This window comes from Streptomyces sp. NPDC003038 (assembly GCF_040611115.1).
Classification (GTDB): Bacteria; Actinomycetota; Actinomycetes; order Streptomycetales; family Streptomycetaceae; genus Streptomyces.
Genome location: NZ_JBEXNN010000009.1, coordinates 42,958 through 58,762, shown reverse-complemented (window position 1 = coordinate 58,762; position 15,805 = coordinate 42,958). Strand labels below are relative to the sequence as shown.

At 72.8% G+C, this 15,805-nt stretch carries 15 protein-coding genes and 1 pseudogene; 7 read left to right on the top strand and 9 right to left on the bottom strand.

Annotation, left to right across the window (positions count from 1 at the left end):
- Nucleotides 1-32: 32 nt before the first annotated feature.
- The 3 genes from ABZX75_RS14180 to ABZX75_RS14170 form a co-directional block, all read right to left on the bottom strand.
- Nucleotides 33-1,307, bottom strand: a complete 1,275-nt coding sequence (locus ABZX75_RS14180) for a histidine kinase (RefSeq protein ID WP_355410430.1) — start codon at nt 1,305-1,307, stop codon at nt 33-35.
- 313 nt (nt 1,308-1,620) lie between these two features.
- Nucleotides 1,621-2,277 carry a response regulator transcription factor gene (locus tag ABZX75_RS14175; RefSeq protein ID WP_355410429.1) on the bottom strand — a complete coding sequence of 219 codons (657 nt, stop codon included), beginning with the start codon at nt 2,275-2,277 and terminating at the stop codon, nt 1,621-1,623.
- A 283-nt stretch (nt 2,278-2,560) separates the two neighbouring features.
- Complete coding sequence (locus tag ABZX75_RS14170) at nt 2,561-3,313, bottom strand: serine protease (RefSeq protein WP_355410428.1); 753 nt, start codon at nt 3,311-3,313, stop codon at nt 2,561-2,563.
- 173 nt (nt 3,314-3,486) lie between these two features.
- Between ABZX75_RS14170 and ABZX75_RS14165 the strand changes: the two genes are divergently transcribed.
- Nucleotides 3,487-4,377, top strand: coding sequence for a hypothetical protein (locus ABZX75_RS14165; protein WP_355410427.1), 891 nt, complete (start codon nt 3,487-3,489; stop codon nt 4,375-4,377).
- A gap of 183 nt (nt 4,378-4,560) precedes the next feature.
- A pseudogene (locus ABZX75_RS14160) lies at nt 4,561-4,779 on the top strand (HAD family acid phosphatase); the annotation flags it as partial.
- Between the two features lie 390 nt (nt 4,780-5,169).
- Here the strand turns inward: ABZX75_RS14160 and ABZX75_RS14155 are convergent.
- Together ABZX75_RS14155 and ABZX75_RS14150 are read right to left on the bottom strand one after the other, a co-directional pair.
- Nucleotides 5,170-6,081, bottom strand: coding sequence for an SDR family oxidoreductase (locus ABZX75_RS14155; RefSeq protein WP_355410426.1), 912 nt, complete (start codon nt 6,079-6,081; stop codon nt 5,170-5,172).
- Nucleotide 6,082: 1 nt separating this feature from the next.
- Complete coding sequence (locus ABZX75_RS14150; RefSeq protein WP_355410425.1) at nt 6,083-6,910, bottom strand: SDR family oxidoreductase; 828 nt, start codon at nt 6,908-6,910, stop codon at nt 6,083-6,085.
- A gap of 56 nt (nt 6,911-6,966) precedes the next feature.
- Here ABZX75_RS14150 and ABZX75_RS14145 point away from each other — a divergent pair, with 56 nt between their 5' ends.
- From ABZX75_RS14145 to ABZX75_RS14125, 5 genes are all read left to right on the top strand, one after another.
- Entirely contained in the window at nt 6,967-7,728 is a 762-nt protein-coding gene (locus tag ABZX75_RS14145; RefSeq protein ID WP_355410424.1) for an enoyl-CoA hydratase family protein, read from the top strand.
- Nucleotides 7,725-8,576, top strand: coding sequence for a CoA-transferase (locus tag ABZX75_RS14140; RefSeq protein ID WP_355410423.1), 852 nt, complete (start codon nt 7,725-7,727; stop codon nt 8,574-8,576). The genes ABZX75_RS14145 and ABZX75_RS14140 overlap by 4 nt, the downstream gene beginning before the upstream one ends.
- 71 nt (nt 8,577-8,647) lie before the next feature.
- Nucleotides 8,648-9,373 (top strand): CoA-transferase, encoded by a 726-nt coding sequence (locus tag ABZX75_RS14135; RefSeq protein WP_355410594.1) that lies wholly within the window; start codon nt 8,648-8,650, stop codon nt 9,371-9,373.
- A gap of 4 nt (nt 9,374-9,377) precedes the next feature.
- Entirely contained in the window at nt 9,378-10,514 is a 1,137-nt protein-coding gene (locus ABZX75_RS14130) for a nitronate monooxygenase (protein WP_355410422.1), read from the top strand.
- Between the two features lie 29 nt (nt 10,515-10,543).
- Entirely contained in the window at nt 10,544-11,485 is a 942-nt protein-coding gene (locus tag ABZX75_RS14125; protein ID WP_355410421.1) for a tyrosine-protein phosphatase, read from the top strand.
- Nucleotides 11,486-11,630: 145 nt separating this feature from the next.
- Here the strand turns inward: ABZX75_RS14125 and ABZX75_RS14120 are convergent, their stop codons facing one another.
- The 4 genes from ABZX75_RS14120 to ABZX75_RS14105 all read right to left on the bottom strand — a co-directional run bounded on the left by ABZX75_RS14120 (nt 11,631) and on the right by ABZX75_RS14105 (nt 15,697).
- Complete coding sequence (locus tag ABZX75_RS14120; protein ID WP_355410420.1) at nt 11,631-13,337, bottom strand: DEAD/DEAH box helicase; 1,707 nt, start codon at nt 13,335-13,337, stop codon at nt 11,631-11,633.
- 103 nt (nt 13,338-13,440) lie between these two features.
- The gene (locus ABZX75_RS14115) at nt 13,441-13,647 is read right to left on the bottom strand and encodes a cold-shock protein (RefSeq protein WP_030707191.1); all 207 of its coding nucleotides are present in this window, start codon (nt 13,645-13,647) and stop codon (nt 13,441-13,443) included.
- A gap of 233 nt (nt 13,648-13,880) precedes the next feature.
- Nucleotides 13,881-15,038, bottom strand: a complete 1,158-nt coding sequence (locus tag ABZX75_RS14110; RefSeq protein WP_355410419.1) for an acetyl-CoA C-acetyltransferase — start codon at nt 15,036-15,038, stop codon at nt 13,881-13,883.
- Between the two features lie 32 nt (nt 15,039-15,070).
- Nucleotides 15,071-15,697, bottom strand: coding sequence for a TetR/AcrR family transcriptional regulator (locus ABZX75_RS14105; protein ID WP_355410418.1), 627 nt, complete (start codon nt 15,695-15,697; stop codon nt 15,071-15,073).
- Between the last annotated feature and the right edge of the window lie 108 nt (nt 15,698-15,805).

The window sequence follows — 15,805 nt, the reverse complement described above, 5'->3', positions numbered from 1 at the left end:
AGTCGCTCCGTGAGACGGGGACCGGCCGGAGATCACAGGGGGAGGGTCGCGGTGACCAGCCAGCCGCCCTCGGGGGCGGGTCCGGCGGTGAGGGAGCCGCCGAGGGCCTCGGCGCGTTCAGCCATGCCGGCGAGGCCGTAGCCGCCGCCGCGGGCGTTCTCGGAGAGTTTGGCCGGGCGGCCGCCGTCGTCGGCGATGCGGACCTCAAGGCCGGTGGGGACGGTGCGCAGGCCGATCCGGACGGCGGTGGCGGTGGCGGCGTGCTTGCGGATGTTGGTGAGGGCTTCGAGGACGATGCGGTGGGCGGTGGCGGCGACGTGGGCGGGGAGCCGGGGCTCCAGGCCTTCCTCGATGGAGAGGGCGACGGGCGGGCCGGTGACGGCGAAGCGTTCGGTGAGCCTGCGGATGTCGGCGAGGCCGGCGACCGGGCTGGTTCCGCCGCCGGGGCCCGCGCCGCCGCCCATGCCCGTGCCCCCGGTGGCGGCGCCGCTGCCCATGTCCGTGCCCGCGTCCTGGCTGCGGGCGCCGCTGACCGTGCCGTCGCCCGGGCCGTTGTCCTCTCCGTCGTCCTCTCCCTCGTCCTCGCGGAGGATCTTGACGAGGCGGCGCATCGAGCCCAGTGCCTCGTCCCCGGCGGTCTCGATACGGCCGAGGATCTCGGCGGCACGTTCGGCGGACACCTTCGTGAACCGGGCGGCCCGTGCCTCGACCACGATCCCGGTGACGTGGTGGGCGACGAGGTCGTGGAGCTCACGGGCGAGCTCCAGGCGCTCGGCGGTGCGTACGGCGCGCAGTTCGCGTACGCCCTGGACGGCCTGGAGGCGCAGCAGCAGCGAGTACGCGCCGACGACGACGGCGAGGACGGAGAAGAGGAGGGTGAACCGCCCGGGGTCGGTGTCCCGGACGGGCACGGCCATGCAGCCCAGGCCCAGCAGCGGGCCGAGGACCGCGGCGGTCCGGACGGGGGCGCGCAGCAGGACCTGGGAGAGGAGGACGAGGAGGGCGATGGCCTCGCCGGCGCCCCAGACGACGATGGGGTGGTTGCCGAAGATCAGCAGGAGGGTGGCGGTCCAGGTGACGGCGGTGGCGAACCGGGCGCGGACCAGGAGCGGGATGCCGGGCCAGGGCGCGGCGCTGAGGCAGACGAGGATGCCGGACGCCCATACGGTGGCGTGCGGGAGGCTGGGCTGGCGGGCCAGGACGACGCCCTCGAAGGTGACGAGGGCGAGCAGGACGAGGGTCAGGACGAGGCGGATCCCGTCGGCGGCGTGCGGGTGACGGCGGGCCCAGCCGGCGAGGGGGCTCATCGGGCGCGCCTCGGGCGCGCGCCCGGAGCCGGAGCCGGACCCCTGGTGGTACGGGTACCCGTGCGGGTGCGCCCGTACAGGCACCCGGCTGCGCCGGAGCTCCCTCGCACTCCGGTGCTACGGGTACCCGGGCGGGTGCGCCCGTAGAGGCACCCGGCTCCGCCGGAGCTCCCTCGCACTCCGGTGCTACGGGTACCCGGGCGGGTGCGCCCGTAGAGGCACCCGGCTCCGCCGGAGCTCCCCGGGGCTCCGCCCCGGACCCCGCGCCTCGAACGCGTGCGGGGCTGAAGGCGGCGCGGCCGGATGCTCGGCGTCACGCCGTGGTGGCGGCCAGGCCGCTTTCCCAGGCCCAGGCGGCGATTTCGACGCGGTTGCGGGCGTCGAGTTTGGCCTGGACGTTGGCCAGGTGGGTTTTGACGGTGGACAGCGAGACGAAGAGCTCGGCGGCGATCTCGGCGTTGGTCAGCCCCCGCGCCACGCACCGTACGACGTCCCGTTCCCGCTCGGTCAGCGGCTCGGCCGGGCGGCGCGCGGCCGGCGTGGCCTGGGTCCGGGGGGCCATTTCGCGCAGCAGTCGCACGGTGATGGCGGGCGATACGAGCGAGTCTCCGACGGCTGCCGCCCGCACCGCTTCAACCAGCATGGCCGGACTCGCGTCCTTCAGGAGGAAGCCGCAGGCTCCGCCGTGGAGCGCCGCGTGGACGTACTCGTCGAGGTCGAAGGTGGTGACGATGACGATGCGCGGTTTGTCCTGGCCGGAGAGCCGCCGGGTGACTTCGAGGCCGTCGAGCTTCGGCATGCGGATGTCGAGGAGCAGGACGTCGGGCCGGTGCTCGGCGACCGCCGCGAGCGCGGCTTCGCCGTCGACGACGTCGGCGACGACCTCGATGTCCGGCCGGCTTTCGAGGATCATCCGGAATCCGGCTCTGACCATGTCCTGGTCATCCGCGATGACAACTCTGATCGCCATGCGCTGCCTGCCCCACTGTCGCCCGCCGCAACCGCCGGTTTCTTCCCATGGGACCGGTGTGCGCGGCGGCCCGCAACCGCACGGCGGACCGTCGGGAGGGTGCTGCGGGGCGGACACGGCGCCGTGGCGGCCCCGCGGGGCCCCTGCCGGCGTCGCGTACCTCCGCGTTGCCGTTCGCCTTCGCTTTGCCGTTCGCGTTCCCGTTCCCGTTCTCGTTCTCGTTGGGGGCGCGGTGCGTCGTCCTTCCGGCCGGTTCCCGCCCGGCCGGAAGGACGAGCGGGAGTTACATGCTCGCCGCGGCCGCCTTGATCTCGGCGGCGAAGGTGGAGACCTCGGTGTAGACGCCGGGGTAGTCGGGCCGGGCGCAGCCCTGGCCCCAGCTGACTATGCCGACCTGGATCCAGGCGTTCGTGTTGTCGCGGCGGAACATGGGACCGCCGGAGTCACCCTGGCAGGTGTCGACCCCACCCTGGTCGAAGCCGGCGCAGATCTCCTCGCTTGGGACGAGGCTGCTGCCGTAGGAGGCCTGGCAGCTGGCGTCGGAGACGAAGGGGACGGTGGCCTTCATCAGGTAGCGCTGCTGGCTGCCGCCCTCGCGGGTGGCGCCCCAGCCGGCGACGGTGAAGGTGCCGTTGTCGTAGGCCTTGGTCTCGGCGATCTTGAGGGTGGGCAGGTTGATGGGCTGGGCGAGCTTGATGAGGGCCCAGTCCTTGCCCTGGCCGTTGTAGCCGGGGGCCTGGAGGACCTTGGTGGATTTGACCTTGATGGCGCTGGAGCTCCTGAGGTCCACGACTCCGGCGGTGGCGGTGATGGTGGTGTTGTTGCCGGAGCCGTTCACGCAGTGGGCCGCGGTGAGGACGATCTGCGGGGTGAGGAGGGAGCCGCCGCAGCCCATGGAGAGGCGGACCATGAAGGGGAATTCGCCCTGGGCGGCGCGGGTGCCGCCGACGACGGGGGCCGGGGAGGCGGTGGCGGAGGCGGGCTGGAGGCTGACGGCCGCGAGGGCCACCGCGCCGGCGGCGAGGGTTCGCTTCATGAACCGCGCAAGAGTGGACACAGTCAACACACTGCCTTTCGTGGGGGGTTGGGCCGTGCGTGCCATCGGGTGAATGACGGGTCCATGACACATCAGACGTATGGCGGGCATCAAGAACGCATTTTTGGCCAACTCCCGTCGCAGACGGCAGGGATTGCGGCAAGGGGCAGCCGATGACGCAGAACCGCAGGCGCCACAGCCCGGTGGAGCACGGATTTCCACACCTGACGACCGTGCGGGCCTCGATCACCGCCCTCTTCCGGCGCCTGTCGCCCGACGGGATCCGCGCCTACGCACCGAGCGTCGTCTCCGCCGACGCGGCCTTCGACACCACCGACGACCTGCACCTGGGGGCGCACCGGGTGGCCTCCGCGATGGTGCGCGCCCTGCGGCTGCCCGACGCCCGCATGGTGGTCGAGTTCCGGCCGATGGAGCAGGCGGCCACCGTGGAACTGGCCGCCGGGCCCGAGTACTTCATCGAGGTGAGCGACCGCTTCCGCACGCACCGCCGCGATCTGGCGGCGGCCCTGGCCCACGAGGTCGCCCACGTACTGCTGCACCGGCTCGGCCTGAGCTTCCCCACCACCGCGGACGACGAGATCCTCACCGACACCGCCGCCACCTACCTGGGGGCGGGCTGGCTCCTGCTCGACGCCTACCGCGAGGACGAGCTGACCCACCAGAAGTTCGGCTACCTCACCCCCGAGGAGTTCGGCTACGTCCTCGCCAAGCGGGCCGCCCTGTTCGGCGAGGACCCCTCCACCTGGTTCACCAGCCCGCAGGCGTACGAGGCCTACGTGCGCGGCCGCGCCCTGGCCGAGCGGGACCACCGCCGGGCGCCCCTCGCCGCCGCGGGCCGGCTGGAACGGCTCCGCTACACCAGGGACCGGCGCACCGGGACGACCCCGGCGGGCGCGGCGGCGTACCGCTTCGAGCGGGACGGCGCCGAGCCGCGGGTGAGTTTCCCCTGCCCGGTGTGCGGGCAACGGCTGCGGGTGCCGGTGCGCGGGCCGCTGCGGGCGCGGTGCGGCCTGTGCCGGACGGTCCTGGAGTGCGATACGTAGGCCATCGGGAGCGGCGGATTCGCGGATTCACCGCGCGGCCACGAAAAGTTTCCTACCGACCAGTAGACATGGCTTCCGGCCACCCCGACTCTGGTCGTGGACATGCCAGTTCGCGACCTGAGGAGCGCCCCCCATGCGCGTCACCCGCCGCACCCGCACGGCCCGCACGACCCGCACCGCCGCAGCCTCAAGGCCGTCGGCTACCCGGTCTCGGGCCTCTACGTCAGGGACCTGCCCGACCTGTTCGAGGAGGTCAGCGCGTACAAGACGGGTAAGCGTGCCGAGATCGAAGCACGCGGCTACACGATCATCGCCAACATCGGCAACAAACAGAGCGACCTCGTCGGCGGCCACGCCGAGCGCACCGTCAAGCTGCCGGACTACGACGGCAAGCTCTCCTGACCCGGGGCGGTCGAGGCCGGCGGGGGCGAAGAGCGCCCGCGCACGGCACTCCGGCGATCCGGCCTCCGCGCGCGTCCCCGGCGGCGTGAACGACGGACAAGTCGATGGGGCGGCGTGGTTCGGCGAGGGGCCGCAGCGGGTAGTGATACCTCAGCGCACGAGTGAAGGACCAGGGCCCGACCCCTCGCCAGGGGGCCGGGCCCTCCATCATGCCGGCCGACGGCCGCGCGGCCGGGGCTGGCCGCCCGATCGCCCCGCCACCCGGCCCGACCGTACGGCTGCCAGACCGCGCCGCCCCGCAGCCCGGCCGTACGGCCGCCAGACCGCGCCGCCCCGCCCCACAGCCGTACGGTCGACAGCTGGTCCGCACCCACCCATGCCGCCGCCGGATCAGCGCGCCCCGTACACCGGCAGCGGGGCTGCGGCCGCCGACAGGAGTTTCGCCGCCGCCTCCCCCGCCTCGGCGGGGGTCCAGCGGGCCCCCCGGTCGGCGGTGGGACCGGGACGCCAGCCCTCCATGACCGTGATCCGGCCGCCCTCCGCCTCGAAGACACGGCCCGTGACGCCCGCCGAGGCGTCGGCGCCGAGCCAGACCACCAGCGGGGACACGTTCTCCGGGGCCATCGCGTCGAAGTCGCCCTCCCCCGGCGCGGCCATGGTCTGCGCGAAGGTCTCCTCCGTCATCCGCGTCCGCGCCGCCGGGGCGATCGCGTTGACCTGGACCCCGTACCGGCCCATCTCCGCCGCCGCGACCAGGGTCATGCCCAGGATGCCGGCCTTGGCCGCGCTGTAGTTCCCCTGGCCGACCGAGCCCAACAGCCCCGCCCCGGACGACGTGTTGACCACGCGGGCGGCCACCGGCCGCCCGGCCTTGGCCTCCGACCGCCACCACCCGGCCGCGCACCGCAGCGGAAGGAAGTGCCCCTTCAGGTGCACCCGCACGACCGCGTCCCAGTCGTCCTCGTCCAGGTTGACCAGCATCCGGTCCCGCAGGAACCCCGCGTTGTTGACGAGCGTGTCCAGCCTTCCGAACGCCGACACCGCGCTCTCGACCAGTGAGGACGCCCCCTCGCTCGTCGCGATGTCCCCGCCGTGCGCCACCGCCTCCCCGCCCAGCGCCCGGATCTCCGCCACTACCTGCGCGGCCGGACTGTCCGGCCCCGGCAGTCCGTCGAGGCCCACTCCCAGGTCGTTGACCACGACCCGCGCCCCCTCCGCCGCGAAGGCCAGCGCGTGGGCCCGGCCCAGGCCCCGCCCCGCGCCCGTCACGATCACGACTCGTCCCTCGCACAGACCGGCCATCTCAGCCCTCCTCGCTTCCCGTGCCACCCGTGCCACCCGTGCCACCCGTGCTTCCCGTGCCGTCCTCGTTCACCCTGTTGACGGTGGCCGCGTCCAGAAAGGCCGGGCGCTCCCCGCCCCCGTGCACCAGCAGGCTCGCCCCGCTGACGTACCCGGCCCGGCCGGAGGCCAGGAACACGGCCGCCTCTCCCACCTCCGAGGGCTCCGCCAGCCGCCCCAGCGGGACGGTCGCGCCCACCGCCGCGATGCCCGCCCCGTCGCCGTAGTGCAGGTGGGACAGTTCGGTCCGCACCATGCCGAGGACCAGCGAGTTCACCCGTACCTCCGGTGCCCACTCCACGGCCATGGACCGGGCCAGGTTCTCCAGCCCCGCCTTCGCCGCGCCGTACGCGGCCGTTCCCGGCGACGGCCGCGTCCCGCTGACGCTGCCGATCATCACCACCGATCCACGGGCCCGCCGCAGCCAGGGGTACGCCGCCAGCGAGGCCGTCAGCGGCGCCAGCAGATTGAGCTCGACGACCCGCGCGTGCCGCTGCGCCTCGCCCTCGTCCAGCAGCCGGTACGGGGTCCCACCCGCGTTGTTGACCAGGCAGTCGAGCCGTCCGTACCGCTGCGCGACCGCGCCGAAGAAGTCCTGAACGGCGCCCGGATCGCGCAGGTCGAGCGGGGTGAAGGCCGCCTTCAGGGCACCCGCCGTCACCGGCTCCCGAGGTGGCCGGCGCGCGCAGACGACGACCCGCGCCCCCGCCGCGAGGAACGACCGGGCGATGCCGGCGCCGACGCCCCGGGTTCCCCCGGTGACGACGGCGACCCTCCCGTCCAGCTCCATGGGCTGCTACCTTCCTCGCCTAACAAATGTTTGGTGGAAAGGTAGCTGATCCGCTCATGGGTGTCTCCACCTCAAGCCCCGGCAAGGGCATCGCGCTCGTCACAGTCGACTTCCCGCCCGTCAACGCACTGCCCGTACAGGGCTGGTACGAGCTCGCCGACGCCTTGCGCGCGGCCGGCCGCGACCCCGAGGTCCGCTGTGTCGTCCTCGCCGCCGAGGGCCGCGGATTCAACGCCGGCGTCGACATCAAGGAGTTGCAGCGCGACACCGGCCACGCCTCCCTCATCGGCGCCAACCGCGGCTGCTACGAGGCCTTCGCCGCCGTGTACGAGTGCGAGGTGCCGGTCGTCGCCGCCGTGCACGGCTTCTGCCTGGGCGGCGGCGTCGGCCTGGCCGGGAACGCCGACGCGATCGTCGCCTCGGACGACGCCGCCTTCGGCCTGCCGGAGCTCGACCGGGGCGCGCTCGGCGCCGCCACCCACCTGGCCCGGCTGGTCCCGCAGCACCTGATGCGCGCCCTCTACTACACCTCGCGGACCGCGACCGCCGCCGAACTGCACGCGCACGGCTCGGTCTGGAAGGTGGTCCCCCGCGCGGAACTGCGGGCCGCGGCCCTGGAACTGGCCGCCGAGATCGCGCGGAAGGACGGCTACCTGATCCGGCTCGCCAAGGCCGCCATCAACGGCATCGACCCCGTGGACGTGCGCCGCAGCTACCGCTTCGAGCAGGGCTTCACCTTCGAGGCCAATCTCAGCGGGGTGGCCGACCGGGTCCGCGACACCTTCGCCGGCGCCGCGCGGCAGGAGGGACCGGCATGACCGACAAGAGCATGACCTGCGAAGACGTGATCGGCCGGCTGCGCAGCGGGATGACCGTCGGCATCGGCGGCTGGGGCTCCCGGCGCAAGCCCATGGCCCTGGTGCGCGCGCTGCTGCGCTCGGAGATCACCGATCTGACCGTGATCTCGTACGGTGGCCCCGATGTCGGCCTGCTGGCCGCCGCCGGCCGGATCCGCCGGCTCGTGGCCCCTTTCGCGACCCTCGACTCGGTCCCGCTGGAACCCCACTTCCGGGCCGCCCGCGAGCGCGCCGCCTTCGCGCTCACCGAGCTCGACGAGGCCATGTTCATGTGGGGACTGCACGCCGCCGCGCACCGGCTGCCCTTCCTGCCCGTCCGCGCCGGCCTCGGCTCCGACGTCATGCGGGTCAATCCGGAGCTGCGTACGGTCACCTCCCCCTACGCCGACGGCGAGGAGTTCGTGGCCGTACCCGCACTGCGCATGGACGCCGCGCTGGTCCACCTCAACCGCGCCGACCGCCTGGGCAACGCCCAGTACCTGGGCCCCGACCCCTACTTCGACGACCTCTTCTGCGAGGCCGCCGACAGCGCCTACGTCTCCTGCGAACAGCTCGTCGAGACCGCGGAGCTGTCCAAGGCCGGTCCCCCGCAGTCCCTCCTCGTCAGCCGCCACTGCGTCTCCGGGGTCGTCGAGACCCCGAACGGCGCGCACTTCACCTCCTGCGCGCCCGACTACGGCCGCGACGAGGCCTTCCAGAAGCTGTACGCGACCACCTCCTGGCCCGAGTTCGCCGGGCGGTTCCTCTCCGGCGCGAGTGAGCACGACTACCAGTCCGCCGTCCGGACCTGGCACGAGGAGCAGCGGTGACCACCACACCGGCGACCCCGCCGACACCCCAGTCCACGCCCCCGCCCACAGCCCCGCCGACTCTCCCGCCCGTGGACGCCACCCGCGCCGAGTACTGCGTGATCGCATGCGCCGAGGCCTGGCGCGACAACGGCGAGGTCCTCGCCAGCCCGATGGGCCTCATCCCCTCCCTCGGCGCCCGCCTCGCGAAGCGCACCTTCTCCCCCGACCTCCTGCTGACCGACGGCGAAGCCATGCTCGTCTCGCTCGACGGCACGGCCGAGGGCTGGCTCCCGTACCGCCGCCACCTGGCCATGGTCACCGGCGGAAAGCGGCACGTGATGATGGGCGCCAGCCAGATCGACCGGTTCGGCAACCAGAACATCTCCTGCATCGGCGCCTGGGAGCAGCCGGCGCGCCAGCTCCTCGGAGTGCGCGGCGCGCCTGTCAACACCCTCAACCACCCGGTGAGTTACTGGGTGCCGAAACACTCCACCCGGGTCTTCGTCGAACGCGTCGACATGGTCTGCGGCGTCGGCTACGACCGCGCGGCCGAGGCCGGGGTGACCCGCTACCACCGCCTTCCCCGGGTGGTCAGCGACCTCGGCGTCTTCGACTTCGCGGGCCCCGGCCACACGATGCGCCTGGCCTCCCTGCACCCCGGGGTCACCGTCGAGCAGGTCCGGGCGGCCACCGGCTTCGAGCCGGCCGTCGCCGGGGACGTTCCGTACACCCGGGAGCCGACCGCGGACGAGCTGCGGCTGATCCGCGAGGTGATCGACCCCGAGGGCCTGCGCGACCGGGAAGTGCGGGTCTGATCCGATGGAGACGGCATTCACCAAGCTGGTCCGCGTCGAGCACCCGATCGTGCAGACGGGCATGGGCTGGGTCGCCGGGCCGCGGCTGGTGTCGGGCGCGGCCAACGCGGGGGCGCTGGGCATCCTGGCCTCCGCGACGATGACGATGGACCAACTGCGCTCGGCGGTCCGCGAGGTCAAGTCCCGTACCGCGCACGGCACCGTCTTCGGGGTCAATCTGCGGGCGGACGCCGGCGACGCGGCCGATCGCGCGCAGCTGATCATCGAGGAGGGCGTACGGGTCGCCTCCTTCGCCCTCGCGCCCTCCGAGGAGCTCATCGCGCGGCTCAGGAACGCGGGCGTGGTCGTCATCCCGTCCGTCGGCGCCCGCCGGCACGCCGAGAAGGTCGCCGCCTGGGGCGCCGACGCGGTGATCGTGCAGGGCGGCGAGGGCGGGGGCCACACCGGGGACGTGGCCACGACCGTGCTGTTGCCGCAGGTCGTGGACGCCGTGGAGATCCCGGTGATCGCGGCGGGCGGCTTCAGCGACGGCCGCGGGCTCGTCGCGGCGCTGTCGTACGGGGCGGCGGGCATCGCCATGGGCACCCGCTTCCTGCTGACCAGCGATTCCACCGTCCCGGACGCGGTCAAGGCCCGGTACCTGGCGGCCACCGTCAAGGACGTCACCGTGACCACGGCCGTCGACGGGCTGCCGCACCGCATGCTCCGCAGCGAGCTGGTCGACTCCCTGGAGCGGGCGGGCCGCGCCGGGGCGCTCGTCCGGGCCCTGCGGCACGCGGCCGGATTCAGGAAGCTCTCCGGCCTGACCTGGTCCCGGATGGTGCGGGACGGCCTCGCGATGAAGCACGGCAAGGAGCTGTCCTGGAGCCAGGTCCTGCTCGCCGCGAACACCCCCATGCTCCTGCGGGCCTCCATGGTCGAGGGCCGTACGGACCTCGGCGTCATGGCATCGGGCCAGGTCGCGGGGGTGATCGAGGATCTCCCGTCGTGCGCGGAGCTGGTCTCCCGCGTCATGGCCGAGGCACACACCGTGCTGGAACACCTGCACCAGCTGCATCACCTACCCGACCCGCACCACCTGCACCAGCTGCACCACGTGGAAGGCCCGCACTCGCTCCGCACCCTGCCACCACCAGGGTGATCCCCCTTCTCCGTCACAGGAGTCGCAAGATGAGCCGTGCTCGAATCCGCCTGGCGGCCGCGGTCCTCGCCGCCGCCCTCTCCGTCGGGACCCTGCCCGCCTCCGCGTACGCCGCGTCGGCGCCCGGAGCCGGGGTCGCCACCCTGCACCACCGGCTTCACCCCCACACCGTGGAAGCGATCCGCCAGATACCCCTGCAGGGCGCCGTCAACGTGCGCGACCTCGGCGGCTACCGCACCTGGACCGGCGGCCGGGTACGCCAGGGGCTGGTGTACCGCTCCGACGCGCTGAGCAGGCTGACCGCCGCGGACATCACCACCGTCTCCGCTCTGGGCCTCACGAAGGTCGTCGACTTCCGCATCCCGATGGAGCTCCAGTACGAAGGCCCCGACAGGCTGCCCGCCGGCCTCACCCCCACCGCCCGCCCGGTCAGCGATCTCGGTCTCTTCGGGACCCTCGTCACCGTGATCTCCAGCGGCGACCCCGCCCGGCAGGAGCAGATCCTCGGCGGCGGCCGCGCCGAGGCCTACATGCGCGACATCTACCGCACCTTCGTGACCAGCCCCGAGAACCGGGCGCGGTTCGCGGCGACCCTGCGGGAGATCGCCGATGCCGGTCAGGGCCCGGTCCTGTACCACTGCACGTCGGGCAAGGACCGGACGGGCTGGATGAGCTACGTACTGCTGCGCGCCCTGGCCGTGCCGCAGGAGACCGCCGAGGGCGACTACCTGGCGTCGAACACCTTCCGTGCCGCCTACGACGCCCAGGTGCGGGCGGCCCTGAAGCAGTCCGGGCGGATGCAGAACCCGGATCTGCTGATCCCGCTCCAGGAGGTCCGCCAGGACTACCTGGACTCCGCGACGGCGCAGATGGAGGCCGACTACGGCAGTCTCTACGGCTACCTGACCGAGGGCCTCGGCCTGGATCTGCGGACGCTGGCGAAGCTCCAGGACCAGCTGGTCCGCTCGTAGGACGGCCCGAGGACCGCCCGCGGACCGCCCGCGGATCACCGGCGGACCACTGGCGGATCACCCCCGGATCACCCCCGGACGCGACTGCGCCGGGCAGCGCGCGTGGCGCTGCCCGGCGTAGTGGACTACCGGACGGTTCTGCGGGTCAGACGGCCCGACGGCGGCCCTGGCCGGCGGACTGGGTGCCGACCCGGCTGCGGGAGGAAGCGGCTGCCGCACCCCCGGAGGCGCCGCCCCCGGTACGCCGGCCGCGCTCGCCGGAGCCGTTGGCTCCGGCGCCCTGGCCGCCCTGGCCACCGCGACGGGCCTGGCCCGACCCGGAGGCCGGTGCCTGACCGGCGGCGCCGCCGCCGGAGCGGCGTCCACGACCACCGGCGGCCGGAGCCGCACCCGTAGGGGCGGCGCCGGTGCGCGGCCCGCCCGAACGGCGGCGCCCGCCACCACCGGCGCCGGTACCCGAAGCGGGCTTCGACGCGGAGCGCTGGCGCGGCGGGGTCGGCTGCGGCACGTCAAGCACCACCGGGATGCCCGAGGGCTCCTTGGCGCCGGTCAGCCGGGACAGCTCCTCGTCGGAGGACTTGATCTGCGCGGTCCGCGGGGAGATCCCGGCGTCCGACATCAGACGGGTCATGTCCCGCTTCTGGTCGGGCAGGACCAGGGTGACCACGCTGCCGGACTCACCGGCGCGCGCGGTACGGCCGCCACGGTGCAGGTAGTCCTTGTGGTCGCTGGGCGGGTCCACGTTGACGACGAGGTCGAGGTCGTCGATGTGGATGCCGCGGGCGGCCACGTTGGTGGCGACCAGTGCGGTGACCTCGCCCGTCTTGAACCAGTCCAGGGTCCGGTTGCGCTGCGGCTGCGAGCGCCCGCCGTGCAGACCGGAGGCGCGGACGCCGTCCGCCAAGAGCTTCTTGACCATGCGGTCCACCGCGCGCTTGGTGTCCACGAACATGATCACCCGGCCGTCGCGAGCGGCTATACGCGTCGCCACGGCCTTCTTGTCGGTCTCGTCCATGACGTACAGGACGTGGTGCTCCATGGTGGTGACCGCGCCGGCCGACGGGTCGACGGAGTGCCCGACCGGGTCGGTGAGGAACATCTTGACGAGCTTGTCGATGTTCTTGTCCAGCGTTGCCGAGAAGAGCATGCGCTGACCGCCGGGCTGAACCTGCTTGAGCAGCGCCGTGACCTGCGGCATGAAGCCCATGTCGGTCATCTGGTCGGCCTCGTCGAGGACGGTGATCGCGACCTGGGAGAGGTCGGCGTCACCGCGGTCGATGAGGTCCTTCAAGCGGCCGGGGGTGGCGACGAGCACCTCGGAGCCGCGGCGCAGGGCGCCCGACTGCCGGTTGATCGACATGCCGCCGACGACGGTCGCGATGCGCAGGTTGACGGCCGTGGCGTACGGGGTCAGGGCGTCGGTCACCTGCTGCGCGAGCTCACGGGTCGGTACGAGGACCAGCGCGAGCGGCGCCTTCGGCTCGGCACGGCGGCCGGCCGTCCGGGCCAGCAGCGCCAGGCCGAAGGCGAGCGTCTTGCCGGATCCGGTACGGCCGCGGCCGAGCAGGTCACGGCCGACGAGGGAGTTCGGCAGCGTCGCGGCCTGGATCGGGAACGGCTCGGTGACGCCCTGGGCCACGAGGGTCTTCAGCAGCGCCGGGGGCATGCCCATGTCCTCGAACGCGGCGACCGGCGGGAGCGCCGGGGCCAGCGGTTCGGGCATGGTGAATTCTTGGGGCCTGGCAACGGGGGCGGACTTCTGCCGTCCCGCGCCAGCCTTCGGACGTCCCTGGGCCGCACCTCGGCCCCGGGTGGGGCGGCGGCTGGGTCGTGCGGAGCTGGAGCTGGTCATGCGGAAATGCCCTCCTGAAACCGGCAGGTACTACAAATGGTTCGAAACAGCAGACAAGCCGGGGCCCGCACCTCACGGTGCGGACCCCGGCGTGCTGATGACGTCAGTTGGCAGGCAGGATGTTCTCGGCCTGCGGGCCCTTCTGGCCCTGGGTGACGTCGAAGGACACGCGCTGGCCCTCCTGGAGCTCACGGAAGCCCTGGGTGGCGATGTTCGAGTAGTGGGCGAAGACGTCCGGGCCGCCACCGTCCTGCTCGATGAAGCCGAAGCCCTTTTCCGAGTTGAACCACTTCACGGTGCCAAGTGCCATTTTAAATCTCCTGAATAGGCGGCAAAGGGCCCCATCCGGAGATTCCGGCAAAACAATAAAAGCGCCTGAGGATCAGTCCCGTCAGGCGCACATAAAGTTCATGGGTACCACAACTGCAACGAGCTCTACGCTAGCACAGGTCCGCCGGAGAGCGCCGCCGGGAGAGTGTGATCTCCGTCCCCTGTGGTATCCGCGCGCAGGGTCCCGCCCGCATCCGCGGGGGACCTGGGGACCTACAGCCGCTCGATGATCGTCACGTTCGCCTGGCCGCCGCCCTCGCACATCGTCTGGAGGCCGAAGCGGCCGCCCGTGCGCTCCAGCTCGTGCAGGAGCGTCGTCATCAGCTTCACGCCCGTCGCGCCCAGCGGATGCCCCAGCGCGATGGCGCCGCCGTTCACGTTCACCCGGGACGGATCGGCTCCGGTCTCCTTCAGCCACGCCAGTACCACCGGGGCGAACGCCTCGTTGATCTCCACCAGGTCGATGTCGGCCAGGGACATGCCGGTCTTCTTCAGGGCGTACGCCGTGGCGGGGATGGGTGCGGACAGCATGCGGATCGGGTCCTCGCCCCGTACCGAGAGGTGGTGGATGCGGGCCCGCGGCCGCAGGCCGTGTGCGCGGACCGCCCGCTCGGAGGCGATCAGCATGGCCGCAGCGCCGTCCGACACCTGGGAGGAGACCGCCGCCGTGATGGTGCCGCCCTCGACCACCGGCCTGAGGGCCGCCATCTTCTCCAGGCTCGTGTCCCGCCGCGGGCCCTCGTCCGCCGTCACCTCCCCGTACGCCACCGTCTCGCGTGCGAAGCGGCCCTCGTCGATCGCGCGGATCGCCCGCTGGTGGCTGGAGAGGGCGAACCGCTCCATGTCCTGCCGCGAGATGCCCCACTTCCGCGCGATCAGCTCGGCTCCGTGGAACTGGTCCACCGGGGCGTCGCCGTACCGGGCCCGCCAGCCGGCGCTCCCCGCGTACGGTCCCTGCGTGAGGCCCAGCGGCTCGGCCGCCTGCCGGGAGGCGAAGGCGATCGGGATCATCGACATGTTCTGGGTACCGCCGGCGACCACCAGATCCTGGGTGCCGGACAGGACGCCCTGCGCCGCGAAGTGCACCGCCTGCTGGGAGGAGCCGCACTGGCGGTCGACGGTGACCCCCGGCACCTCCTGCGGCAGCCCCGCCGCCAGCCACGCCGTCCGCGCGATGTCCCCCGCCTGCGGCCCCACCGTGTCGAGGCAGCCGAAGACGACGTCCTCCACGGCGGCCGGATCCACCCCGGACCGCTCGACCAGGGCCCTGAGCACGTGTGCTCCGAGGTCGGCCGGGTGGACGGCGGACAGCCCGCCGCCCCGCCGCCCCACGGGGGTGCGTACCGCGTCGACTATGTAGGCCTCGGGCATCGGAACTCCTCTGGTCGGTTACGTACGTACGGCTACGTACGTACGGCGATCCCGTCGAGGACCATCGACAGGTACTGACGGGCGATCTCCTCGGGGCTGTGCTGGCCGCCCGGCCGGTACCAGGACGCCGCCACCCACACCGTGTCGCGCACGAAGCGGTAGGTGAGGCGGATGTCGAGGTCCGCGCGGAAGACCTGGTCGGCGACGCCTCGTTCCAGCGTCCCCAGCCAGGCCTTCTCGAACTTCTGCTGCGAGTCGGCGAGGTAGTGGAAACGGGGCTGGACCGACAGGTGCCGGGCCTCCTTCTGGTAGATCGCGACGGCGGCGCGGTGCCGGTCGATCTCCCGGAAGGACTCGGTGACGAGGGCCTCGATGGTCTCCCTGGGTCCGAGACCGGAGGCGAGGACGGTGTCGTACCCGTCCCACAGCTCGGTCAGGAAGTCGGAGAGGATCTCGTCGAGGATCGATTCCTTCGAATCGAAGTGGTAGTAGAGGCTGCCGGCGAGCATCCCGGCGGCGTCGGCGATCTTGCGGACGGTGGTGGCGTTGTAGCCCTGCGCGGCGAAGACCTCGGCGGCGGTGTCGAGGAGTTCCCTGCGCCGCTCGGGCGCGGCGGTCACCTGCGGCTTCTTCTTGACTGTCGGCTTGTTCGTGGGCACACACCCATTCTGGTGCCAGGGAGCGTCCGCGAAGCGGCTCCCCCGGATACCGCCGGGCGGCGCCCGCTGCCGCCCGGCGGGCGGGCGTGAGGCGGGCGGGACTTCGCG

Coding starts and splice junctions, on each gene's coding strand:
- ABZX75_RS14180 (WP_355410430.1), bottom strand. CDS start 1,307: ATGAGCCCCCTCGCCGGCTGGGCCCGCCGTCACCCGCACGCCGCCGAC.
- ABZX75_RS14120 (WP_355410420.1), bottom strand. CDS start 13,337: ATGACCAGCTCCAGCTCCGCACGACCCAGCCGCCGCCCCACCCGGGGC.
- ABZX75_RS14145 (WP_355410424.1), top strand. CDS start 6,967: ATGGGTGTCTCCACCTCAAGCCCCGGCAAGGGCATCGCGCTCGTCACA.
- ABZX75_RS14165 (WP_355410427.1), top strand. CDS start 3,487: ATGACGCAGAACCGCAGGCGCCACAGCCCGGTGGAGCACGGATTTCCA.
- ABZX75_RS14125 (WP_355410421.1), top strand. CDS start 10,544: ATGAGCCGTGCTCGAATCCGCCTGGCGGCCGCGGTCCTCGCCGCCGCC.
- ABZX75_RS14130 (WP_355410422.1), top strand. CDS start 9,378: ATGGAGACGGCATTCACCAAGCTGGTCCGCGTCGAGCACCCGATCGTG.
- ABZX75_RS14115 (WP_030707191.1), bottom strand. CDS start 13,647: ATGGCACTTGGCACCGTGAAGTGGTTCAACTCGGAAAAGGGCTTCGGC.
- ABZX75_RS14110 (WP_355410419.1), bottom strand. CDS start 15,038: ATGCCCGAGGCCTACATAGTCGACGCGGTACGCACCCCCGTGGGGCGG.
- ABZX75_RS14170 (WP_355410428.1), bottom strand. CDS start 3,313: ATGAAGCGAACCCTCGCCGCCGGCGCGGTGGCCCTCGCGGCCGTCAGC.
- ABZX75_RS14150 (WP_355410425.1), bottom strand. CDS start 6,910: ATGGAGCTGGACGGGAGGGTCGCCGTCGTCACCGGGGGAACCCGGGGC.
- ABZX75_RS14140 (WP_355410423.1), top strand. CDS start 7,725: ATGACCGACAAGAGCATGACCTGCGAAGACGTGATCGGCCGGCTGCGC.
- ABZX75_RS14175 (WP_355410429.1), bottom strand. CDS start 2,277: ATGGCGATCAGAGTTGTCATCGCGGATGACCAGGACATGGTCAGAGCC.
- ABZX75_RS14155 (WP_355410426.1), bottom strand. CDS start 6,081: ATGGCCGGTCTGTGCGAGGGACGAGTCGTGATCGTGACGGGCGCGGGG.